Below are 22,720 nucleotides of genomic sequence, written 5' to 3'. Positions count from 1 at the left end.
ATGCTTATCGAATTTCTGGCGGTCATCATGGCGGGGTTCGGCGGTGCCGGCACTGCCCTGATCCTGCGCAAGTTGACCGCGCGGCGACTGCCAGCCTGGCTGGTGCCGGGCTGTACCGCGGCCGCGATGCTGGCCATGGTGATCTACCTGGAATACTCCTGGGCCGACCGGTTCGAGGCGGGACTGCCCGAGGAGATGGTCGTGGTCAGCAAGAATGAAGACCGCAGCTGGTATCGCCCGTGGACCTATGCCGTGCCGCTGACCACCCGCCTCATGGTGGTGGACAACCGAATCCGCAAAACCAACCAGGCCGACCCTGATCTTGTCCTGACGGGCATCATCCTGCAGGAGCGCTGGGCGCTGGCCTTCGGATTCAAGTCGCTGTTCGACTGCGCCGGCGCGCGGCGGGCCGACCTGACGGAAGGAACGAAGCTTGATGACGACGGCATCCCTCTGACCGCTGAGTGGTACCAACTGTCGCCTCAGGACCCGGTTTTGATCGCTGCGTGCCGAGGAGGAACGCATGGAGGACCCAGCGAAGAAAGTTGACATCCTGGTGGTCGAGGATGAGGACAACATTGCCATTGCCCTGAATTTTCTTCTGACCCGCGAAGGATATAACCACAAACGCCTGGAAACCGGGACGGGCGCGGTAGACGTCATCCGCGAGAGCAAGCCCGATCTGGTACTGCTGGACGTGATGCTGCCCGGCGTCTCGGGATACGACATCTGCCAGACCGTGCGTGCGGACCCGGAGTGTGCGGGGGTCCGCATCCTGATGATGACGGCACGCGGATCGGCCGCGGAATGGCGCAAGGGCATGGCCCTTGGCGCCGACGGCTTCATTTCGAAACCCTTCGACCTGGACCAATTGCGCAAGGAACTGCGCAGGCTGCTGGACGCTCCGCCCGGCGGCGCCCGTCCGCCGGAGGGCGACGCCGATGCTTGAAACCCTCAGCCTTCGCCTTCGCATCCTTCTTTTTTTCATTTTTCTCGCGGTGGGGTCCATTGGCGCCGTGGCGCTGGGCGGTGCGGTGGTGCTGTCCCGCAGCGACCTGCCGGGCCTGGACGGCGCCATGCTCCAGGCCGCCATTCTCAGCGGCATTCTGATCCTGTTCCTGGTGACGGGCATCTGGTACCTGTTCGACGCCCACGTCGCGCGGGCGATCGACAGCCTTGCCAACGCGATCCGCACCCGTGCCCACACCGACGTGTGCGAGGAGATCCGGGCCGAGCGCGAACACGCCAAATACCTGGGCGATCTGGCACCGGCGGCGGCCGCGATCACGCAGTCGCTGGCCGAAACCCGGTCCGCTCTTGCCGAATCCGTGGCGCGCGAAACGTCCCGCCTGTCGGCGGAAAAGGCGTGGCTGGAAAAGCTTCTCGCCGATGTGCCGGTGGCCGTCTTGATCTGCACGGCCGACTACGAACTGGTCTTCTACAATGGTCAGGCGGTTCACATTCTCGAGGCCGGGGCGGCGGCGGGTCTGGGCCGCAGCCTGCTCGACTATGTGCGCGAAGGTCCGGTGCGCTATGCCTACGGGCGCCTGAGCGACCTGAACGACCCCGAAGCCGCTTCGGATCTGGTGTGCGCCACCACGGGCAGCGGCCGGATGCTTCTCGGCCGGATGCGCATGCTGCGGCGCACGGACAACACCCGCCGGCCCGGTTTCGTGCTGACCCTGCGCGACGTGACCGCCGACCTGGCGACCCACGCCACGCGCGAGGCGCTGCTGGCCGAGGTTTTCGATCGCGTGCGGCGCCCCGCAGCCAACCTGCAGGTCGCCATCGAGGTGATCGCCGAGAGCCCGGACATGGCGCAGTCGCCGGACCTGCTGGCGGCCGTCGGCTCGGAGGTGAAGGCCCTGAGCGCGGCGATCGTCGACCTGGGCGCCCGCTATGACGAAGGCCGGGCCGACTGGCATCCGAAGACGGAAATCCGCTCGCCGGACCTGTTCGACGTCATCAGCGCACAGTTCAATGCGCAGGGCCTGCGGGTGACGACCGAGGGCCCCGAGTTGATGCTGACCTGCGACGGGTTCGAACTGGCGACGTTGTTCCGGTGGCTCGGCAACCGGCTGGCGCAGTCCGGGCGGGGAAATGCGTTCCGGCTGGTGCTGTCCGAGGACAAGGGCCCCGGCGCGACCATCGACCTGGTGTGGGAAGGGGCGCCGCTGCCCGTGGGGGAACTGGACAGCTGGCTGACCGAGCGCATGGATGAGGAACTTCCCAACCTCACCGCGCGCTCCGTTCTCAATGCCCACGCCACGGAAACGTGGACCGAGACCCGTCCGGGCAATATTTCGGTCGTGCGCCTGCCCATTCCTTTCGCACGCCACACCACCCACCGGCCGCCGCCGATCGAGCGGGAAGTGGTCTACGACTTCGAGCTGCTGTCCAAGGAGCGCAACGCCGACGTCCTGGAAAGCCGGCTGGAGGACCTGACCTACGTGGTGTTCGACACGGAAACCACGGGCCTCACGCCCTCCACCGACGAGATCGTGCAGATCGCCGCGGTCCGCATCGTCAACGGCCGCCGCGTGCGCGGCGAGGTGTTCGATACCCTTGTCGATCCCCAGCGGTCCATTCCGCCGACCTCGACCGACGTTCACGGCATCACCGAAGCCATGGTCGAGGGCGCGCCCACCATTGCCGAGGCAGGACGGCGGTTCCACGAGTTCGCACGCGGCGCGGTCCTGATCGCCCACAACGCCCCCTTCGACATGGAGTTCCTGCGCCGCCACGAGGAAGACATCGGCGCCAGCTTCGACCATCCGGTCCTGGATACGGTGCTTCTGTCGGCCGTCGTTTTCGGACAGCTGGAGCAGCATTCCCTGGATGCCTTGACCGCACGGCTTGGCATCACCATCCCCGAGGAGGCGCGCCATACGGCCATCGGCGACACGATTGCCACGGCCGACGCCTTCCTCAAGATCGTGTCGATGCTGAAAGCGCGGGGACTGGAAACCTTCGGGGACGTCCTGACGGAGGTGCGCCGTCACGGGCGGCTGTTGAAGGACCTCAACACCACCTGACGCAACGCGACACCCCCGCTCCAGGGGAACGGGGGTGTCGCCTGCCAAAACACGAATGTTCTGGACGACCGGGCGGCCTTATTCCGCGGTTTCGTCCGCCATGGGGCCGGCGCCACCGGCGTAGTAATCGCCGTTCGCCCGCAGGGTGCCCCAGTCGGCGTCGATCATTTCTTCCTCGTCCCAGTCGCGCAATTCCGCCGTCTGGTCTTGCGTCATGGGAACCTGTACGGCCAGGTCGACTTCGTCCAGCCTGAAGGACACTTCGCGATCCTCACCATCCAGTTTGACCACGACCATGCGAGCCTGGCCGTCCGGATCGATCACCACGTCGGCCACCTGACCAAGCTCCTCACCGGTCGATCCCAGGACCTTCTTGTCCATCAGGCTTCGCGCATCCATCTGCGGAGTCTGCGCGGCCTGCTGCATCTGGGTTTGCTGCATCCCCTGGTTCTGGTCCTGGGTCTGGGCTTCCTGGGCGTTCGCCGCCGTTCCCAGCGCCATCGCCGAAACCATCAGAGTGCTGAGGATGGGAAAACGCATGTCGGTCGACTCCCTTTTCTGAGTGCCTTTAGGAAACGAACGCGACAAGGCGCCGAATGTTGCGCAACGGCGGGATCATGAACAAGGCTCGCCGTCGCGACGGCCTCGGCCGCCGGGCCACTGCGGTCGCCAGGGACCCGGTCGGACGGGGCCTGTCAGGTCGCTTCAGACGCGGCATCACGTCCGAATGGATAGAACGTGCGCCGGCCCAACTGAAGGTCGGGCCCGATGGTCACGGTTCCACCGCCGCGCGCGGGAACGTCGCGCGGCGCGTCATGGGTCCCGATGACGGTCACGTCCGCCTCGGGAACCGGCACCCCCAGGGACTCGACTGCCGCCGCATACAGGTCGTCGCGGAAGACGCGCCGTGCCAGGGCCGTCGCATCGGCGGCGGACAGGGCGGCCTGGCCGGCCTCGACCATGCGATCGAGCAGCCATATCGCGCGCGACGGCCAGGGATAGGTCGCCTGCCAGCGATAGAAGATGTGGCGGTCCAGCGCCTCCGCCGGCGCATCCGGTCGCAGCACCGGACGCCCCGACAGCGCAGGCTCCAGGATCTTCGGCGAGACGCCGACATAGCGCATGTCAGCCAGGATTGCCGCCAGTGCCGGACGGTTCTCCGCAGCGTCGGCCCACTGCGCCGCCCGCACCAGGGCACGCACCAGCGCCGCCGTCGTGTCCGGCCGCTCCGCCGCCCAGTCCTCGCGCACGCCCAGCACCTTTTCCGGCGCATTGGGCCAGATGTCAGCCTTGGCCGCCACCACCACGCCGACCCCGCGCTGCACGGCGCGCAGGTTCCAGGGCTCGCCGACGCAATAGCCGTCGATCCAGCCCATGTGGAGGCTTTCCGCCATGCGCGCGGGGGCGATGATGCCCAGGTTGACGTCGCGGTCGGGGTCTATGCCGGCGTCGGCCAGCCACAGGCGCAGCTCGTAGGTATGGCTGGAGAACGGGAAGACGCTGGCGAAGGACAAGCGCGGACGTCCCGCTGCCCGGTCGGCCTCGATCACCTTCCCCAGCGCGCGCGCCGACTGACCGCGCGGTCCGGCCATGACCTCGGGAGCGGCCTCTTTCATCCGCTCGAAAAGGGCGGTTGAGACCGTGATGCCGTTGCCGCCCAGCCCCAGCGCCATGGGTGCGACCACCGGCACCGCCGGCGTGCCGCCCAGCCCCGCCGTCATGGCAAGCGACAGCGGCGCCAGCAGATGGGCGGCGTCCAGAAGTCCGAACGCCAGCTTGTCGCGCACGGCTGCCCATGACGCCTCGCGCACCAGGTCCAGGGCCAGCCCTTCCTCGGCGGCGAAGCCCATCTCGTGGGCGACGACGGGAATGGCGCAGTCGATCAGCGGCACGACGCCCAGCTTGACGGTCTCGGACATTGCTCAGAACTCCATCTCGAAGGCGGTGATCACGCTCTGCGCGATGTCGGAGAGCTTGCGGTTCTGCTTCATGGCGGTGCGGCGCATCAGGGTGTAGGCCTCCTCCTCCGCCAGCCCCCGGTTTTTCATGAGAAGCCCCTTGGCGCGCTCGATCAGCTTGCGGTCTGCCAGCCGGGCCTGGGCCTCGTCGCGCTCCCTGATCAAGCGGTCGAAGGTGTTGAAGCGCGAAATCGCCATGTCGACGATGGGCTTGATGCGCTCCTGGCGCAATCCGTCCACCACATAGGCGCTGACCCCCGCTTCCACCGCGCCGCGGATCATGGCGCTGTCGCTCTGGTCGACGAACATGGCGATGGGCCGGCGCACGGCGCGGCTGACCTGGAACATCTGCTCCAGCGTGTCGCGGTCGGGGTTTTCCAGGTCGATGATGATGACGTCGGGACCCAGCGCCTGCACCCGCTGCAACAGGTTGACCGACGGCCCGATGACGCTGACCCGCAGCCAGCCGGCCTCCACCAGGCCCCGCTCCACCACGGCGGCACGGTCGGGGTCGCCGTCGATGACCAGGATGGTGAGGTCCGCCTCGGCGGTTGCTGCCGTCATTCCCCCTCCTCCCCCTTGTCCGGCGACGCGGCACGACGGCCCGGCCGAAGCCGGACCGCCGCACGCGCGGCATTATCGACGCGCAATCCCGTCACTCGGCCGGCACCCCGACCGGTGCGGCGGCGTTGCGCTCGGCCATGGCGTCGTCGAAGCGGCGCTTCTCGTCGGCCGCCGTCTCCGGCGAGAACCGCACCGCCAGCGCGAAGAAAGAGCACACCACCACGGCCATGCCCAAATACAGCAGGCCCTCCTGATAGGTCAGCGACTCCGACTTGAACAGGAAGCCCGCCGCCACCGCACCGGCATTGCCGCCGGCGCCGACGATGCCGGCCACCGCGCCCAGCGCCCTGCGGTTGATGAAGGGCACCACGCCGAAGGTCGCGCCCTCGCTCATCTGCGTGAACAGCGAGAACACCACCATGGCGCCGATGGCGACGATCAGCACGCTCATCTGCGAGAACAGGATGAGCGCGAGGCCCTCCAGCAGCAGGACCAGGAACAGGAACGTCACCCGGCCCTTCAGCCCGGCGCGGCCGGCGAAGCGGTCGGAGAACACGCCGCCCAGCGTGCGGGCGAAAATGTTCATCAGGCCGAACAGGCCGGCGATGATGCCCGCCGTGGCGAGGCTGAGGTCGAAGGTGTCGTAGAAGTAGATGGCGGCGATGTTGTTGATGGTCAGTTCGACGCCGAAGCAGGCGCCGTAAACCAGGAACAGCGCCCAGACGCGCACGTCCTTGGCGGCGGCGAGGAAACCGCGCGTGGCGCTGCCCTCGCCCTTGGCCTCGGGCAGCTCGCCACGGGCGCGCAGGTCCTTGAAGTCGCCGTCGGGCGCGTCGGTGGTGAACATCCAGTAGAACGCGGCGGCACCCAAAAGCACCAGGCCGGGAACAACCATGGCGAGGCGCCAGCCCAGCGTTTCCCCGACGCCGAACATCAGGATGCCGGCGAAGACCAGCGGCATGACCATCTGCGTCACGCCGCCGCCCAGGTTGCCCCAGCCGGCCGTCGTGGCGTTGGCGGTGCCGACCACGTTCGGCGCGAACATGACCGACGTGTGGTACTGCGTGATGACGAAACTGGCCCCGATGGCGCCGATCGCCAGCCGGAACAGCAGGAACGTCTCGTAACTGTCGGCCAGGCCGATGGACATGACCGGGATGCTGCCCAGCGCCAGCAGGCCGGTGTAGGTGCGGCGCGGGCCGATCTTGTCGCACAGCGGGCCGATCAGCAGCCGCACCACGACGGTGATGGCGACAGAAGCGATGATGGTGTTGCCGATCTCGCCCTTGGTCAGGCCCAGGTCGTCGCGCACGACGGCCATCAGCGGCGCGATGCCGAACCAGCCGAAGAAACACAGGAAGAAGGAAAGCCACGTCAGGTGGAAGGTGCGCATCTGAACCGTCTTCAGGCTGAAGAGGGTGATGCGCGGGGCCTTATGCCGGAGTTCCATGGTGCAAGCCCTTCACGTCGGGGCCGGCCCGCCCTTCTCTCGGTGACGCGGAACCGGCCGAATGTCGTCCCAAGGCCAGCCGCGATCCTGTCGGTTCTCGTCCCGCGGCGGCCACGCATGAAGACACCGTGACCTTCGACGGCCCGCCGTCTGCGCGGTGCCGTCTGGATGGTCAGGCGCCTGTGCCTGGTCGTCCGCCGTTGGACGATCTGTATGAAGAGCCCCCGCCGTCGGAGGCCGCGCGCTTCCCGGCCACGCCGGAAAGGCACCGGAGTATCAGCAACCCTCGTGCCAAACCTCCGAAAGGCTGAGTGCGGTGCGGTAAGACGCTGTTAATGAACTCTTTTCCCGCCACGTCCCACGGCCGGAGGAAGCGTCGAACAATCCGCCGGCGCCTTCTCAATGTCTATTTTTTAGACATTGTGCAGTGAAGCGCACAAGATTTAAGCATTGCGCACAAGCCCCGCGACCACCTCTATCAAGCCATCGGTATCATTATTCGCGCGGAAACAGGCACTTACGGCTATATCGGCGAGACGGCCCGATTTGGCACGCAGCTTGTAAGAGGAGGGGCGGCAGCGGGTAACGACGCCCGCGCCACCGCTCAGATGGCGGATAGACATACTGGGTGCCCAAGGCCGGGCCCCACCGGATAACGGCGTCCGACCATGCAGTTGCCTCACGGGGCGGCGGCACGGTCGGGCGCCTTTTTGTTTCGCACAGAATTTGTGCACCGCGAGATGGAGCACCAGACGATGACCCACATCTCCCACCCCTCCCCCTCCGGCGCCGGCCGTCCTCGGCTGGTGGTGATCGGCAACGGCATGGCGGGCATCCGCGCCGTGGAGGACCTTCTGGACCGTGCGCCCGGCCTCTATGACATCACCGTCTTCGGCGCCGAGCCCCGCGTGAACTACAACCGCATCATGCTCTCGCCCCTGCTGTCGGGCGAAAAGAGCTTCACCGACATCGTGCTGAACGACGCCGACTGGTACACGGCCAACGGCATCACCCTGCACGCGGGCGACCCGGTGGTCAGCATCGACCGCCTGGGCCGCAAAGTGCTGGCCCAATCCGGTACGGAAGTCCCGTACGATCGTCTGCTGATCGCCACCGGCTCCGGCCCCGTCATCATTCCGGTGCCGGGCCACGACCTGCCGGGCGTCGTCACCTTCCGCGACGTCGACGACGTGGACAAGATGCTGGCGGCGGCCGGCGGCGGCGGATCGGCCGTCGTCATCGGCGGCGGCCTGCTGGGGCTCGAGGCCGCTGTCGGGCTCCAGTCCCAGGGCATGGACGTCACCGTCCTGCACCTGGCCGACCACGTCATGGAGCGCCAGCTCGACGCCTCCGCCGGGCACCTTCTCGCCGAGGAGCTGGAGCGCCGCGGCGTGCGCGTCATCACCGGCGCCGACACCGCCGAGATCGCCGGCGACGATCACGTCCGGGCCGTCCGCCTGAAGGACGGCACCGAGATCCCCGCCAGCCTGGTCGTCATGGCCGTCGGCATCCGCCCCAACACGACACTCGCCGCCGAGGCCGGCATCGACGTCGAGCGCGGCATCGTCGTCGACGACTTCATGACCACCTCCGACCCAGCCGTCCTGGCGGTCGGGGAATGCGTCCAGCACCGCGGCCAGTGCTACGGCCTCGTCCAGCCGCTGTTCGAGATGGCGAAGGTGGTCGGCGCGCGGCTGGCGGGGCTGGAGACCGACGGCTACGCCGGCTCCGTCACCTCCACCAAGCTGAAGGTGACCGGCGTGGACGTGTTCTCGGCCGGGGACTTCTCCGGCGGGCCGGGCACCGAGGACATCGTGTTCCGCGACGCCGGGCGGGGCGTCTACAAGCGCCTTGTGCTGGAGGACGGCCGGGTGAAGGGCGCCGTGCTCTACGGCGACACCGCCGACGGTGCCTGGTACTTCCAGCTTCTCAAGGCCGGCGAGGACGTCAGCGACCGCCGCGATACCCTCCTCTTCGGCCAGGCCTTCGCCGCAGCCGGAGGAGCCGGCACGGCAAACCCTACCGACGCCGTTGCGGCGCTGCCGGATGATGCGGAAATCTGCGGCTGCAACGGCGTCTGCAAGGGCACCATCACCAAGGCCATCGCCGAGCACGGCCTGACCACGCTGGAGGAGGTGAAGGCGCGAACCAAGGCCAGCGCCTCCTGCGGCTCGTGCGCCGGGCTGATGGAAGGCCTGCTGGCCCACGCGCTGGGCGACGGATACGAGGCGTCGGAGGTCAAGGCGCTGTGCACGTGCACCGACCATGACCACGACAGCATCCGCCGCCTCATCAAGGCCAAGACGCTGAAGAGCATACCCGCCGTCATGCAGGCGCTGGAGTGGAAGACACCCGACGGCTGCGCCTCTTGCCGTCCGGCGCTCAACTTCTACCTGCTGGCCGCGTGGCCGGGCGAATACGTCGACCACGCCGCCAGCCGCTTCGTGAACGAGCGCCTGCACGCCAACATCCAGAAGGACGGCACGTATTCCGTCGTCCCGCGCATGTGGGGCGGCCTGACCAACCCGCGCGAGCTGCGCGCCATCGCCGACGTGGCCGACAAGTACGACATCCCGACCCTGAAGGTCACCGGCGGCCAGCGCATCGACCTCTTGGGCGTGAAGAAGGAGGACCTGCCGGGCGTGTGGGCCGCCCTCAACGCCGCCGGCATGGTCTCGGGCCACGCCTACGGCAAATCCCTGCGCACGGTGAAGACCTGCGTCGGCAGCGAGTGGTGCCGCTTCGGGACGCAAGCCAGCATGAGCATCGGCATGTCGCTGGAGCGCATGACCTGGGGGTCCTGGACACCGCACAAGTTCAAGATGGCGGTCTCCGGCTGCCCCCGGAACTGCGCGGAAGCCACCATCAAGGACTTCGGCGTGGTGGCGACGGACGGCGGCTTCGACCTGTACGTCGGCGGCAACGGCGGCATGAAGGTCCGCGCCTGCGATCTGCTGTGCAAGGTGACGACCGAGGACGAGGTCCACGAATACGTCGGCGCCTTCATGCAGCTCTATCGCGAGGAAGCCCGCTATCTGGAGCGCACCGCGCCGTGGATCGAGCGCGTCGGCCTGGACTTCGTCCGGTCCCGCATGGTGGACGACGCCGGGAACCGCGCCGCCCTGCACGCCCGCTTCCTGGACAGCCAGAGCCACAGCCAGTCCGACCCCTGGGCCGAGCGCGCCACGCCCTGCGGCCAGCACGCCAATGATTTCAAGACCCTGGCTTCGGTGGAGTAACGCGACATGGATCAGATCATCACCTGGACCGACATCGGCCCGCTGACCGACATCCCCCGCCAGGGCGCGCGGACCGTCGAGCATCCGGCCGGACGCATCGCCGTCTTCCGCACCATCGACGATCAGGTCTTCGCCCTCCGCGACGCCTGCCCCCACAAACAGGGCCCTCTGTCGGAAGGCATCGTCCACGGCCAAGCCGTCACCTGTCCGCTGCACAACTGGGTCATCGACCTGGTCTCGGGACAGGCGACCGGGCCGGACGAGGGCTGCACCGGCACCATCCCCGCGCGGCTGGAGGACGGCCGCGTGGTCCTGGGTCTCGTCCCCTGGCGCGAGGGGGCGGCCCATGGCTGAGGACACCGTCAAGACCACCTGCCCCTACTGCGGCGTCGGCTGCGGGCTGATCCTCAGCCGGGGGCGCGAGGGATGGGAGGTCGGGGGCGACCCCGACCATCCTGCCAACAAGGGCCGCCTGTGCTCCAAGGGCGCGGCGCTCATGGACACGGTGCGTGCCGAGGATGCCGGCGGCATCCGCCTTCTGCACCCGGAAGTGGACGGCCGTCGCGCCTCGTGGGACGAGGCCGTCGCCGCCACCGCCGCCCGCCTGCGGGAGACCGTCGAGGCCCACGGACCGGACGCGGTGGCCTTCTACGTCTCCGGCCAGTTGCTGACCGAGGACTACTACGTCGCCAACAAGCTGCTGAAGGGCTTCATCGGCAGCCCGCACATCGACACCAACTCGCGCCTGTGCATGGCCTCCACCGTCGCCGGCCACAAGCGGGCCTTCGGGGCCGACGCCGTGCCCGGCACCTACGAGGACCTGGAGCTGGCCGACCTTGTGGTGCTGGTGGGGTCGAATCTGGCGTGGTGTCATCCGGTGCTGGCCCAACGGCTGCGGGCGGCGCGGCGGGATCGGGGGACAAAGGTCGTCGTCATCGACCCGCGAGAGACCGCCACCCGCGACCTCGCCGACCTGCACCTGAAGATCACGCCCGGCTCCGACGTCGCCCTGTTCAACGGCCTGCTCGCCCATCTGGCGCGGACGGGCGCGGTGGATGGGGAATACGTCGCCCGCCACGTCTCCGGCCTCGACACGGCGCTGGAGGCGGCGGAGGCCGACGCGGCGGCGGTCGCGGAGACCTGTGGCGTCGACGGCGCCGACCTCGCGCGCTTCTACCAGTGGGTCGCCGCCACGCCCCGCACCGTCAGCGTCTTCAGCCAGGGCGTGAACCAGTCCAGCCGGGGCACCGACAAGGTCAACGCCATCCTGAACGTTCACCTGGCGACGGGCCGCGTGGGCAAGCCGGGCGCCTCGCCGTTCTCGGTCACCGGCCAGCCCAACGCCATGGGCGGGCGCGAGGTGGGCGGTCTCGCCAACCAGCTCGCCGCGCACATGAACCCCGACGATCCCCACGACGTCGACCGCCTCCGCCGCTTCTGGAAGGCTCCGGCGCTGACCGGCGGCCAGGGCTTGAAGGCCGTCGACCTGTTCCGCGCCGTCCGCGACGGACGCATCAAGGCGCTGTGGATCATGGCGACCAACCCCGCCGTCAGCCTGCCCGAGGCCGGCCTGGTGCGCGCGGCGCTGGAGGCGTGCCCCACCGTCATCGTCTCCGACGTGGTGGCCGACACCGACACCATGCGCCACGCCCACATCCGCCTGCCCGCCGCCGGCTGGGGCGAGAAGGACGGCACCGTCACCAACTCCGAGCGCCGCATCTCCCGCCAGCGCGCCTTCCGGCCGCTGCCCGGCGAGGCGCGGCCCGACTGGCGGATCATGTCCGACGTCGCCCGCGCGCTGGGCCACGGCGCGGCCTTCCCCTACAAGCGCCCGGCCGACATCTTCCGCGAGCACGCCGCCCTGTCGGCGTTCGAGAACGACGGCGCGCGGGCCTTCGACATCGGCGCCTTCGCGGCCATCAAGCCCAAGGCGTTCGATGCCCTGGCCCCGGTCCAGTGGCCGGCGCCAATGGACGCGGCGCGGGGCACCGAGCGGATGTATGGCGACGGCCGCTTCACCCATTCCAACGGGCGCGGCCGCATGATTGCCGTCCGGCACGCCGCACCGATGGAGCGGGCTTCCCTGCGGTATCCGCTGATCCTCAACACCGGCCGGTATCGCGACCAGTGGCACACCATGACCCGCACCGGCCTGTCCCCGCGGCTGTCCGCCCACCGGCCGGAACCGCTGGTGGAGGTGCATCCCGACGACGCCGGAGCGCTCATCGACGGCGGTCTGGCCCGCGTCACCAGCGGCCTTGGCAGCCTGCTCGCCCGTGTGGCGGTGACCGAGGCCCAGCGGCCGGGCGAGGTTTTCCTGCCCATGCACTGGAGCGACACCACCGCCGCTGCCGGCGCCGTCGGGCGTCTGGTGGCGGGGCATGTGGATGCCCTGTCGGGCCAGCCGGAAAGCAAGCATGTGCCCGTGCGGGTGGAGCCCTGGGCGCCGGCGTGGGAAGGGCTGCTGCTCTGCCGCGCCGCGCCGGACCTGTCCGCCCTGCCCTATTGGGTGCGGCAGGCGGCCGGGGAGTGCCTGGCCTTCGACCTGGCGGGCGACGTGGCACCGGACCTGGACTTTCCCGGCCTGACGCCGCTGGAGTTCACCGACCCGCGCCACGGCGTCGTCCGCCGTGCCTGGATGGACGGCGACCGGCTGGAAGCTGTGCTGTTCACCGGCGCTGACCGCCCGCAGGTGGCGCGCTCCTGGCTGGTCGAGCTGTTCGCCGCCGAGACCCTCTCCGCCGCCGACCGCGCAGTGCTGCTGGCCGGCCGGGCGCCGGACGGATCGGGGGCCGAGGACGGAGGCATGGTGTGCTCCTGCCATGCCGTGTCCCGCGAGGCCATCACCGTCGCCGCCGAAGACGGCGCCGCCAGCGCAGAAGACATCGGCCGGCGGACCAGGGCCGGCACCGGGTGCGGCTCGTGCGTGCCCGAGATCAAGGACATCCTGCGCCGTGCGAAACCCGCCGTCGCGGCCTGAGGAGGCTTTCACGATGACCGACGACACCCTCATGCCCTACTTTCCGGTCTTCATGGACCTGCGCGGCCGCAAGGTGCTGCTGGTCGGCGGCACCGAAGCCGCCGCTTCCAAGGCGCGCCTACTCACCCGTGCCGGCGCCGCGGTGACCGTTGTGGCCGACACCCTGTGCGAGGACCTGGCGGCCATGGTCCGCGAAGACCGCGTGACCTGGGAGCGCCGCCCATTCACCGCCGACATGGTAAACGGCGCGCGGCTGGTCATCGACGGGGCGGGCGACGCAGGCCTGACCGATGCGGTGCAGGCCGCCGCCGAGGCGCGGAACGTTCCGCTGAACGTGGTCGACGTGCCCGAGCGCTGCGACTTCACCGTGCCGGCCATGCTGGACCGCGCGCCGGTGATGGTCGCCATCTCCACCGGCGGTGGGGCGCCGGCCCTGGCCCGGACCCTCCGCCAGCGCCTGGAAACCGCCATTCCCGCCGGCACGGGACGGCTGGCGGCGGCGGCCGAGGCCTGTCGCCGGCGGGTGAAGGACGCGCTGCCCACCACCCGCGCCCGGCAACGCTTCTGGGACTCCGTCCTCACCGGCGAAGTGGCCGATACCCTCATGGGACTGACCGAGGCCGAGGCCACGGCCCGCATCGAGACGGAGCTTGAGCGTTTCGCCGCTGCGGGCACGGCCGACACCGGCTCCGTCACCCTGGTGGGCGCCGGTCCGGGCGACCCGGGCCTGCTGACGGTCAACGCTGTGAAAACCATCGGCACCGCCGACGTCATCCTGCACGACGCCCTGGTGCCCGAGAGCATCCTGTCGCTGGCCCGCCGCGAGACCCGCCTGGTACCCGTCGGCAAGCGGGCCGGGCGACCGTCGGTGCCGCAAGGATTCACCAACCGCATGATGGCGACCTGCGCACGACGCGGCCTGCGGGTGGTGCGCCTGAAGGGCGGCGACCCCTTCATCTTCGGCCGCGGCGGCGAGGAAGCGGCCTTCCTTAGGGAAGCGGGCATCGCGGTGCGTATCGTGCCGGGCATCACGACGGCGGTCGCGGCGGCGGCGGACCTGGGCCTGCCGCTCACGCACCGGGGCGTGGCGCGATCGCTGCGGCTGGCGACGGCCTCATGCCGGACGCCGCAGGAGACGGCGGCGGTCGACTGGCGGGCCATGGCTGATCCGACGACGACCCTGGCGGTCTACATGGGCCGGGACCAGATCGTCGGAATCGCCCGGTCGTTGATAGCCGCCGGCCTTCCGGCCGCCACCCCGGCGGTCATGGCCGCAAGCGTCTGCCGTCCCGACGCGGCGCGCGTATGGGCGCCTCTTTCGGATTTGGCGGACCGCGTGATGGAACGCCCCCTGGACACGGCAGCACCCGCCCTGCTGCTGATCGGCAACGCCGTGGCCGAGGCGCCGGGTTGGCCGGCGCAATCTCGCCTCGACAGCGCCGCCGCGTTGTGACGCAGGGCTTTTCCGGCAGGCAGGCACCCGGTATGCGGTGGCAGCGCTTCCCCCATCGGCCCTGCCCGCCCCCTGACGATCTTCATGTTCCGCCGCCGATTGCACAGTCGTTCCTGTTTCCGTACCATGCAGCAAATGATACTCACTCGCAGCGCCGACTGCGGGCGCCTGCATGAACGACGTGAACGCCGGGACGAGATGACGAAAGAGCCGCGGATGCTACAGGTCTACCTCAGCCATCGGGACGCCCTGCTTGGCTATGCAGCCCAGATCACCGGCTCCAGGGCGGAGGCCGAGGACGTCGTTCAGGATGCCTACGTCCGGCTGATGGGCTCCACCGCCACCGCCGGGTCGCCGCATCACCTGCGCAATCCGGCGGGGTACCTGTACAAGATCGTCCGCAACCTGTGCCTCGACACCAAGCGACGGTCCCGCGCCCAGGTTCATGACCTGCCCATGAGCGACCCGACCTGGAACGCATCGGCCGATGAGGCCCTGCTCCGCGACGAAGTGCGCTGCATCGAGAAGGCGCTGACCAGGTTGCCCGAGCGGACGCGCACGGCTTTCGAGCTTCACCGCCTGCATGGCTACACGCTTCAGGAAACCGCGGCCGAGTTGAACGTCTCCGCCGCCAGGGTCCACCAGATGATACAGACCGCCATGCTCCACTGTGCCGCGGAGTTGCGGGACGGCGATGTGGACAGAAAGGAAACAGACGCATGAGTCACGGAGGCAGCACCACCGGCCGCCGTCCCGCGCCAGCCATCGCCGCGGCAGCCGAGGACGATATCCGGCTCCAGGCCATGCAATGGTTCACCCGCCTGCGGGAGCGGCCGGACGACCCGGAACTGGCGGACAGGCTCGCCGACTGGCTGGCCGCCGACCCCCACCATGCCGCCGCCTACACCGAGGCGGAACGGGTGTGGCGCGTGGCCGGCCATCTGCGGCCGTCCGCCGCGTCGACGGCCGTGCGGCCGGCATCCCCGACCCGCCGCCGACGTGCCGAGCCGCCGCGCCGCGCCTGGGCTGGCGCAGCCCTTGCCGTCGCGGCGACGCTTCTCGTCGCGGTCCTGAACTGGCCGACGCTGCACCTGCACCTCAACGCCGACGCGGTCAGCGGTACCGCCGAGATCGCGCACCTGGACATGCCGGATGGCAGCACCATCACGATGGGGCCCGAAAGCGCGGTGTCGACGCACTACGCCGCCGGCGCCCGCACGATTTCTCTCCACGCCGGCGAGGCCTTCTTCTCCGTGACGCCCGATAAGGACCGGCCATTCTCCGTCCGCACGGGGGACCTGACGGTCACCGCCGTCGGAACCGCCTTCGACGTGCGCGTCGGGCGGGACACCATGACGGTCGAGGTGGCGGAAGGCACCGTCCGGGTGGACGCCCCGCCGTCGTTCGCCGAGACCGTCACCACCCTTTCGGCGGGGCAGCGCCTGATAGCAGCACCGTCCTCCGGAGCGATGCACGTCGAGCCGATCCCGCCGGCGCAGGTCGCGGCGTGGCGGACGCACCGGCTCGTTGTGGAAGGCACGACCCTCGGCTCGTTCCTGCACCGCCTGGAGCCGTACCTGCACGGCCACGTCGTGGTGACCGCACCGGCCCTGCTGGACCTGTCCATCAGCGGTGTCTACGACCTGGAACGGCCGGTCGACGCGCTGCGGGCGGCCTTCGGCACCCATGGAATCACGGTGTCGAAGGTCGCGCCCTACCTGTTCGTCGCGCACCGCTGGTGACCCGCTCCGCCGCCCGATAAAAATTTTTCCCTCTTGCCCTTTAAAAATCTGTGGGTTGCGCGTCTTTCTCCTGAAGTCGCGATTGCATCGCATTTTCAGATTGCCGCTCAGGCACGCAACAAGAGGGAATGATCAATGGGAACTGGGGTTAACGGGAAGGGGCTGCGGTCCGTCACCGCGGCCGGCCTGGGGGCGGCGGCACTAGCCATGGCGCCTGCGCCGGCCTGGGCCGCCCCGACCTCGGGTGAAAGCGCGCCGACGCAGGTCGCGCAGGCCGAACAGGCTCTTGCGTTCGACATCGCGGCGCAGCCGCTGCGCCAGGCTCTGCTGGACTTCGGAACGCAGAGCGGCCTTCAGGTCGCCTTCGCCGCCGGCATCGGCGAGGGCCTGATGGCGCAGCCCGTCCGGGGCCGCCACACCCCGGCCGAAGCGCTGCGCCTGCTGCTGGGCGGGTCGGGCCTGTCGTTCGAATTCACCGACGGGCGCACGGTGACCGTCACGGAACCCGTGCAGGGCGCCGCGGACACCATGATCCTCAACCCCCTCCTCGTCGAGGCGGAAAGCGACCAGATCCTGGTGCAGGACGGATACGTACCCCTGGCCGGCCGCATCGGTTCGAAGACCGACACCCCGCTGATCAAGGTCCCGCAGGCCGTGTCGGTGGTGACCGAACGGCAACTGGACGACCGCGAGCCCCAGACGCTGAACGAGGTTCTCGAGTACGTTCCCGGCGTCAACACGACCAACTTCGGCTTCAATCCCCGCTATGACACCTTCGTCGTGCGCGGGGTCGACGGCACCTACAACGGCGTGTTCCGCGACGGCCTCCGCCAATTCCAGGGCTCGACCGCCGTCTACACGAGCGAGCCCTACGGCATGGAAGGCGTGGCCGTTCTCAAGGGACCGTCCTCCACGCTCTACGGCGCGACGTCCGCCGGCGGCTTCGCAAACGTCATGACCAAGCGTCCGACGAAAGACCCGTTGTACGAGATCGAGGGCATCGTCGGCAGCCACGACAGGCTGCAGGGCAACGTCGACGTCTCGGACGCCGTGACCGAAGACGGAAGCCTGCGCTACCGCGCCACCGCCGTGCTGCGGGATGCCGAGACGGAAATGCCCGGCGTTCCCGACGACCGCCAGTACATCGCGCCGGCCCTGACGTGGGAGCCCAGCGAGGATACGCGGGTGACCGTGCTCGGCTCCTACCTGCACACGCTGCAGGGCGGCGCCAACACCTACTACAACGCCAACAACACGGCGACCGACATCCCCAACCCCCATCCCGACCATAACGAGTTCGACCGCGAGCAGTACCGCGTGGGCTGGGAAATCGACCACCGCATCAACGACACCTTCACGGTGCGCCAGAACGCCCGCTACTCCCAGATCGACATCGACCTGACCTGGAGCGTCCTCACCAATCCCGCCACCGCATCCTACTTCGGCGGCCGCGTGCTCGAGGAGTCGGATGCCTTCGTCATCGACAACCATGTCGAGACCCGCTTCGAGACCGGGGCGCTGTCCCACACCGTCCTGACGGGCATCGACTACGGCATCACCGACCGCTTCCAGCAGCAGGGCATGGGCGTTCTTCCCATCGCCACGCCGAAGTTCACCATGAACCCGGCAAGCGACGTCGAACAAAGCCAGGAACTGACCGGCGTTTACATGCAGGACCAGATGGCGGCCGGCCCGTGGCTCTTCGTTCTCGGCGGCCGCTACGACTGGCTGGATGCGGAAACCGTCTCGGCCGGCGGCGCGCCGGTTGAGCACGACGCCAGCGAGTTCTCCTGGCGCACGGGCATTTCTTATGTCACGGATTTCGGTCTGGTCCCCTACGCCAACTACACGACGTCCTTCACCCCCAACGTCGGGACGGTGGTCGGCGGCGACCCGGCGAAGCCGACCACGGCCGAGCAGGTCGAACTGGGCGTGAAGTACGAATTCCCCGACCGGAACGCCCTGCTCACGGCCGCCGTCTATCAGATCGATCAGACCGACGGCGTCGTCTGGGATGCCGCCACCGGCGTCAACCGGATGGTCCAGCAGGACCTGCGGTCGCGCGGCGTGGAGATCGAGCTGGTCGCCTCCCTCGCCGAGGGCCTCGACGTCACCGCGTCCTACGCCTACAACGACCTCGAGATCGTCGAGGGCGCCACAGGCACCGACGGCAATACCCGGTCCGGCTCGCCGCACCACATGGCGTCGGTCTACGCCGACTACACGGTCCAGAGCGGCGCCGCCGCGGGTCTGGCCGCCGGGGCCGGCGTCCGCTACCAGAGCGAAAGCTGGGGCAACGACGCCAACACGTTCAAGAACGATCCGCGCTACTTTGTGGACGCCAACCTGCGGTACGACCTGGGACAGCTCAGCCCGCAGTTGCAGGGGGCGGAATGGAAGCTGCATGTGGACAACCTGCTCGACCAGGATTCCACGACCTGCACGGACGGCTACTGCTACCGCGATCCGGGCCGCACCTTCCTCACCAGCGTGCGCTACCGGTTCTGACGGCGTGACCGTGCATCGTCACGCCCCACCGACCGACGTCCTGTTCTCCGGCCGCGACCTCAGTTTCGCGGCCGGAGGCAGGACCGTGCTGCATCCGCTCGACGTCGACCTGACGGCGGGCGGGACCTACGGCCTGATCGGTCACAACGGATCGGGCAAGTCGACCCTGCTCAAGCTGCTCGCCCGGCAGGTCAGGCCGACGGCGGGCCGGGTGCGCCTCAATGGCCGCGACCTGGAGGACTGGGACGGCCGCGGCTTCGCCCGCACCGTCGGCTATCTGCCGCAGGAACCGGCCGCGCCGCCGGGCCTGCTGGTCCGCGAACTCGTTGCCTACGGCCGCTACCCCTGGCACGGCACCTTCGGCCGGTTTTCCGACGCCGACCGCACCGCCTGCGCCGAGGCGATGACGCTGACCCATGTCGACCACCTGGCGGACCGCACGGTCGAAACCCTGTCCGGCGGCGAACGGCAGCGCGCCTGGATCGCCATGCTCGTGGCCCAGCGGGCCGACTGCCTGCTGCTCGACGAACCGACGTCGGCGCTCGACGTCTCCCACCAGATCGAGGTGCTGGCCCTGGTCCGTGACCTGTGCCAAGCGCGGGGCCTGACTGCGCTGATCGTGCTGCACGACATCAACATGGCGGCGCGCTTCTGCGACCGGCTGATGGCCCTGAAGGACGGCCGCCTGATCGCCGAGGGTGATCCGGCGGCCCTGCTGAAGCGGGACACGCTGCGGACGATCTTCGACATCGGGATGGGCGTGATCCCCCATCCCGCGGGCCACGGCATCATCACCTATGTCGACTGAACGCACCGCCCTTTCCCGCCGCCATTTTGCCGGCGGCCTCCTGGCGGGTGCCGCGTTTCTGGCCGCGCCCCCTGCCAAGGCGGCCGGAGGGGCGGCGCCGCGCGTCGCCGTTCTCGACTACGGCGCCGCCACTACGATGCTCGCCCTGGGGGTGGAGCCCGTGGGCGTCGCCTCGGCCGATGCCTGGGACCGCTGGGTGAAGACGCCGGAGTTGCCGCCGGGGACCATTGATCTCGGGCAGGACCTGGCCGTCAACCTGGAACTCCTCGCCTTTCTGGAGCCCGACCTGATCGTCATCAGCCCCTATGTCGCCGCCGCCCGCCCGGCGCTGGAGCGTATCGCACCCGTCGAAATGGTCACGATCTACGCGCCCGACGGCCCCTCGCCGCTGGAGCGCGCCGTCGCCGAGACGCGGCGCCTTGGCGCTCTCCTCGGCCGCACGGGCGCGGCGGATGCTTATCTTGACGCGACCTTCGCGGAGCTTGCCGACATGCGCGCCCGGCTGTCGCGCCTGCCGCTTCCTGCCGTGGCGCTGGTCAGCTTCATGCTGGATGCGCGACATGCCCGCATCTACGGGCGCCACAGCCTGTATCAGGACGTGCTCGACCGCCTGGGCGTGGAGAACGCCTGGACCGGCGCAACCAATTTCTGGGGCTTTCAGACCATCGGCCTCGAACGGATGGCGAGCATGGCGGACGCGGCGGTCGAGTTGATCGTCTTCGAACCGATTGCCGACGAAATGCGCCCGACCCTGGAAAAAAGCCCGTTGTGGCTGAGCCTGCCGTTCGTTCGGCGTGAGGACTTCGTGATGTTTCCGCCGGTGCTCATGTTTGGAATGGTGCCGTCCGCCATCCGGTTTGCCCGCCTGTTGACGGAACATCTGGAGGCACGCTTCTCATGATGGCCGAGACGCGGGACAAGACACCCGCCATTGCGCTGACCCTTTTCGCCGCGGCCGCCGCCGCGGCGTGGCTCCTGCTGCGGGAAGACCTGCCGCACCTGCTTGAGCCGGCGGCCGGATACGGCGCCGACCGGATGGTCCTGCTGTACTCCCAGTTGCCGCGGCTGGTGGTCAGCCTGCTGTGCGGCGCGGCATTGGCCCTCTCCGGCGCCATCCTGCAACGGGCCCTGCGCAACCCTCTGGCCTCGCCGACGACATTGGGGCTGTCCGCCGGCGCCAGCCTGGCGCTGGTGCTTGCCGGCCTGGTCGCACCGGGCCTGCTGGTGGCGGGGCGCGAGATGGTGGCTCTTGCAGGCAGTGCCGCCACCGCCGGCGTCGTGTTCGCCATCGGCGCCCGGCGCAATTTCGATCCGGTGGCCCTGGTCCTGGGCGGACTGATCGTCAGCCTGTACTGCGGGGCGCTGGCGACGCTGCTCATTCTCCTCAACGATCGCTATCTGGTCAGCCTGTTCATCTGGGGCTCGGGTTCGCTGGCGCAGCAGGATTGGTCGACGGCCGTGACACTGGGGCCCCAGCTTGCCGTGCTTTGTCTCGGCGTCGCCTTGATCGCCCGCCCCCTTGGACTGCTGGAGCTGGGCGAGGCGGGCACGCGATCGCTGGGGCTTTCCCCGAGCGCCGTTCGGGTCCTGGCGGTCAGCATCGCGGTGGCCTTGGCGGCCGCCGTCGCCAGCGCCGTCGGCGTCATCGGCTTCATCGGCCTTGCCGCCCCCACCGTGGCGCGCCTTGCCGGCGCGCGCCGGGTGGGACCGCAGCTGGTCTGGTCCGCCCTGATCGGCGCGGCCATGCTGTGGCTCACCGACACAAGCGTCCAGCTGCTGGCCGCGGACATGGGCGCCTTCATCCCGACCGGCGCTGTCACGGCGCTGCTCGGGACGCCTCTCCTGCTGCTCGTCCTGCCGCGCCTGAAGCTTTCGTTCGCCGGCGGCATGGCGGTGCTCAGCGCCCGGCGCTGGCGCGGGCCGACCATGCCCGCCGTGGCGGTCGCGCTGGGTGGCCTGGCCCTTCTTGCGCTCGCCGCGCTGTTCATCGGCCGCACGCCTGCGGGTGCCTGGCAGGTCAATGGCCTGGAGGATTGGGACGTCCTGGCCGACTGGCGGCTGCCGCGCGTGGGCGCCGCCCTGGCCGCCGGCGCGATGCTGGCGGCTGCGGGCGCCATCCTGCAGCGGCTTACCGGCAACGAGATGGCAAGCCCCGAGGTCCTGGGCATCAGCGCGGGGGCGATGATCGGGATGGCGGCCATCCTTTTCCTGATCACGGACCCTGCCTATCCCGTGCTGATGACGGGCGCGGCGGTCGGCACCGCGCTGGTGCTTGGCGCCCTGTTCATCCTCACCCGGCGGAGCGGGTTCCTGCCCGAACGCCTCGTCCTGGCCGGCATCGCGCTGGGTGCCATGCTGGACGCCTTCATCGGCGCCCTGGCGGCCACCGGCGACCCGCGCTCGCTCGTTCTGCTACGCTGGATGAGTGGCACGACCTACGGCACAGGCACGGCCTCGGCCCTGGTCAGCCTGGTGCTGGCGGGGGGGCTGGTCGGGCTCACCGTCGCGCTTGCCCGCTGGCTCGACCTTCTGCCGCTGGGGGCCTCCGGAGCACGGGGCCTCGGCCTTTCCGTCCCCCGCGCGCGTGGCGTGTTGCTCGTCCTCGCCGGCCTGATGACAGCCGCCGCGACGATCATCGTCGGGCCCTTGAGCTTCGTCGGCCTCATGGCGCCGCAGATCGCGCGCGCCGCGGGCTTCGTGCGTGGTGGGCCGCAGATCCTGGTCGGCGCGGCGGCGGGCGGCGGACTGATGCTGACGGCCGACTGGTTGGGGCGGACGCTGCTGTATCCCTACGAGATGCCGGCCGGCATCGTCTCGGCGCTGGTCGGTACACCGCTCCTCCTGGCCCTCATGCGACGGACGTAAGGCGGGCAATCGGGCTCTCCCGGCCGGTCCCTACAGGATTGACCAGCGTCAAGGCCTGCCATCCCGTCCCGTGGCACGACCCTCTGGACAGGAGGCACCGCCTCTCGCTTACACTGCA

Annotated in this window: 17 protein-coding genes; 13 read left to right on the top strand and 4 right to left on the bottom strand. The window is 69.4% G+C overall.

Annotated elements, in window-relative coordinates:
* Genes C882_RS14585 through C882_RS14575 form a run of 3 tightly spaced genes read left to right on the top strand, consistent with a single transcriptional unit; the run spans window position 1 to window position 3,035 of the window.
* A complete protein-coding gene (locus C882_RS14585) occupies window positions 1-549 on the top strand; it encodes a hypothetical protein (RefSeq protein ID WP_009541401.1) in 549 nt (182 codons plus the stop codon).
* Window positions 524-949, top strand: a complete 426-nt coding sequence (locus tag C882_RS14580; protein ID WP_009541400.1) for a response regulator transcription factor — start codon at window positions 524-526, stop codon at window positions 947-949. The genes C882_RS14585 and C882_RS14580 overlap by 26 nt, the downstream gene beginning before the upstream one ends.
* Window positions 942-3,035, top strand: coding sequence for a 3'-5' exonuclease (locus C882_RS14575; protein WP_009541399.1), 2,094 nt, complete (start codon window positions 942-944; stop codon window positions 3,033-3,035). Before C882_RS14580 ends, C882_RS14575 begins: the two co-directional genes overlap by 8 nt.
* A 78-nt stretch (window positions 3,036-3,113) precedes the next feature.
* Here C882_RS14575 and C882_RS14570 read toward each other — a convergent pair whose 3' ends face one another.
* From C882_RS14570 to C882_RS14555, 4 genes are all read right to left on the bottom strand, one after another.
* A complete protein-coding gene (locus C882_RS14570) occupies window positions 3,114-3,575 on the bottom strand; it encodes a PRC-barrel domain-containing protein (RefSeq protein WP_043645712.1) in 462 nt (153 codons plus the stop codon).
* A 155-nt stretch (window positions 3,576-3,730) separates the two neighbouring features.
* Complete coding sequence (locus C882_RS14565) at window positions 3,731-4,954, bottom strand: CmpA/NrtA family ABC transporter substrate-binding protein (protein ID WP_009541397.1); 1,224 nt, start codon at window positions 4,952-4,954, stop codon at window positions 3,731-3,733.
* Between the two features lie 3 nt (window positions 4,955-4,957).
* Window positions 4,958-5,557, bottom strand: coding sequence for an ANTAR domain-containing response regulator (locus C882_RS14560; protein WP_009541396.1), 600 nt, complete (start codon window positions 5,555-5,557; stop codon window positions 4,958-4,960).
* Window positions 5,558-5,648: 91 nt separating this feature from the next.
* Window positions 5,649-7,007 carry an MFS transporter gene (locus tag C882_RS14555; protein WP_009541395.1) on the bottom strand — a complete coding sequence of 453 codons (1,359 nt, stop codon included), beginning with the start codon at window positions 7,005-7,007 and terminating at the stop codon, window positions 5,649-5,651.
* A 755-nt stretch (window positions 7,008-7,762) separates the two neighbouring features.
* On the opposite strand from C882_RS14555, the gene nirB reads away from it, so the two are divergent.
* The 10 genes from nirB (at window position 7,763) to fhuB (ending at window position 22,602) form a co-directional block, all read left to right on the top strand.
* Entirely contained in the window at window positions 7,763-10,246 is a 2,484-nt protein-coding gene (gene nirB, locus C882_RS14550; RefSeq protein WP_009541392.1) for a nitrite reductase large subunit NirB, read from the top strand.
* A gap of 6 nt (window positions 10,247-10,252) precedes the next feature.
* Window positions 10,253-10,600 carry a nitrite reductase small subunit NirD gene (gene nirD / locus C882_RS14545; RefSeq protein WP_009541391.1) on the top strand — a complete coding sequence of 116 codons (348 nt, stop codon included), beginning with the start codon at window positions 10,253-10,255 and terminating at the stop codon, window positions 10,598-10,600.
* Entirely contained in the window at window positions 10,593-13,226 is a 2,634-nt protein-coding gene (locus C882_RS14540; RefSeq protein WP_009541390.1) for a nitrate reductase, read from the top strand. Before nirD ends, C882_RS14540 begins: the two co-directional genes overlap by 8 nt.
* A gap of 13 nt (window positions 13,227-13,239) precedes the next feature.
* On the top strand, window positions 13,240-14,679 hold the full coding sequence (cysG, locus tag C882_RS14535) for a siroheme synthase CysG (RefSeq protein ID WP_009541389.1): 1,440 nt from the start codon (window positions 13,240-13,242) through the stop codon (window positions 14,677-14,679).
* Window positions 14,680-14,895: 216 nt separating this feature from the next.
* Window positions 14,896-15,402: a sigma-70 family RNA polymerase sigma factor gene (locus C882_RS14530; RefSeq protein WP_009541388.1), complete on the top strand. Its 507-nt coding sequence runs from the start codon at window positions 14,896-14,898 to the stop codon at window positions 15,400-15,402.
* Window positions 15,399-16,421, top strand: a complete 1,023-nt coding sequence (locus C882_RS14525) for a FecR family protein (RefSeq protein WP_009541387.1) — start codon at window positions 15,399-15,401, stop codon at window positions 16,419-16,421. The genes C882_RS14530 and C882_RS14525 overlap by 4 nt, the downstream gene beginning before the upstream one ends.
* Before the next feature lie 207 nt (window positions 16,422-16,628).
* Window positions 16,629-18,929, top strand: coding sequence for a TonB-dependent siderophore receptor (locus tag C882_RS14520; RefSeq protein ID WP_009541386.1), 2,301 nt, complete (start codon window positions 16,629-16,631; stop codon window positions 18,927-18,929).
* Window positions 18,930-19,014: 85 nt separating this feature from the next.
* A complete protein-coding gene (locus C882_RS14515; protein ID WP_268870316.1) occupies window positions 19,015-19,737 on the top strand; it encodes an ABC transporter ATP-binding protein in 723 nt (240 codons plus the stop codon).
* Window positions 19,727-20,638 carry an ABC transporter substrate-binding protein gene (locus tag C882_RS14510; RefSeq protein ID WP_043645705.1) on the top strand — a complete coding sequence of 304 codons (912 nt, stop codon included), beginning with the start codon at window positions 19,727-19,729 and terminating at the stop codon, window positions 20,636-20,638. The genes C882_RS14515 and C882_RS14510 overlap by 11 nt, the downstream gene beginning before the upstream one ends.
* Window positions 20,635-22,602: a Fe(3+)-hydroxamate ABC transporter permease FhuB gene (gene fhuB, locus C882_RS14505; RefSeq protein ID WP_009541383.1), complete on the top strand. Its 1,968-nt coding sequence runs from the start codon at window positions 20,635-20,637 to the stop codon at window positions 22,600-22,602. Before C882_RS14510 ends, fhuB begins: the two co-directional genes overlap by 4 nt.
* Window positions 22,603-22,720: the final 118 nt, after the last annotated feature.

Source organism: Caenispirillum salinarum AK4, assembly GCF_000315795.1.
Classification (GTDB): domain Bacteria; phylum Pseudomonadota; class Alphaproteobacteria; order Rhodospirillales; family Rhodospirillaceae; genus Caenispirillum; species Caenispirillum salinarum.
This window is presented reverse-complemented; position numbering and strand designations above follow the sequence as displayed.

Coding starts and splice junctions, on each gene's coding strand:
- C882_RS14560 (WP_009541396.1), bottom strand. CDS start 5,557: ATGACGGCAGCAACCGCCGAGGCGGACCTCACCATCCTGGTCATCGAC.
- C882_RS14575 (WP_009541399.1), top strand. CDS start 942: ATGCTTGAAACCCTCAGCCTTCGCCTTCGCATCCTTCTTTTTTTCATT.
- C882_RS14555 (WP_009541395.1), bottom strand. CDS start 7,007: ATGGAACTCCGGCATAAGGCCCCGCGCATCACCCTCTTCAGCCTGAAG.
- C882_RS14525 (WP_009541387.1), top strand. CDS start 15,399: ATGAGTCACGGAGGCAGCACCACCGGCCGCCGTCCCGCGCCAGCCATC.
- C882_RS14540 (WP_009541390.1), top strand. CDS start 10,593: ATGGCTGAGGACACCGTCAAGACCACCTGCCCCTACTGCGGCGTCGGC.
- C882_RS14585 (WP_009541401.1), top strand. CDS start 1: ATGCTTATCGAATTTCTGGCGGTCATCATGGCGGGGTTCGGCGGTGCC.
- nirD (WP_009541391.1), top strand. CDS start 10,253: ATGGATCAGATCATCACCTGGACCGACATCGGCCCGCTGACCGACATC.
- C882_RS14520 (WP_009541386.1), top strand. CDS start 16,629: ATGGCGCCTGCGCCGGCCTGGGCCGCCCCGACCTCGGGTGAAAGCGCG.
- C882_RS14530 (WP_009541388.1), top strand. CDS start 14,896: ATGCTACAGGTCTACCTCAGCCATCGGGACGCCCTGCTTGGCTATGCA.
- C882_RS14565 (WP_009541397.1), bottom strand. CDS start 4,954: ATGTCCGAGACCGTCAAGCTGGGCGTCGTGCCGCTGATCGACTGCGCC.
- C882_RS14580 (WP_009541400.1), top strand. CDS start 524: ATGGAGGACCCAGCGAAGAAAGTTGACATCCTGGTGGTCGAGGATGAG.
- C882_RS14570 (WP_043645712.1), bottom strand. CDS start 3,575: ATGCGTTTTCCCATCCTCAGCACTCTGATGGTTTCGGCGATGGCGCTG.
- cysG (WP_009541389.1), top strand. CDS start 13,240: ATGACCGACGACACCCTCATGCCCTACTTTCCGGTCTTCATGGACCTG.
- C882_RS14510 (WP_043645705.1), top strand. CDS start 19,727: ATGTCGACTGAACGCACCGCCCTTTCCCGCCGCCATTTTGCCGGCGGC.
- nirB (WP_009541392.1), top strand. CDS start 7,763: ATGACCCACATCTCCCACCCCTCCCCCTCCGGCGCCGGCCGTCCTCGG.
- fhuB (WP_009541383.1), top strand. CDS start 20,635: ATGATGGCCGAGACGCGGGACAAGACACCCGCCATTGCGCTGACCCTT.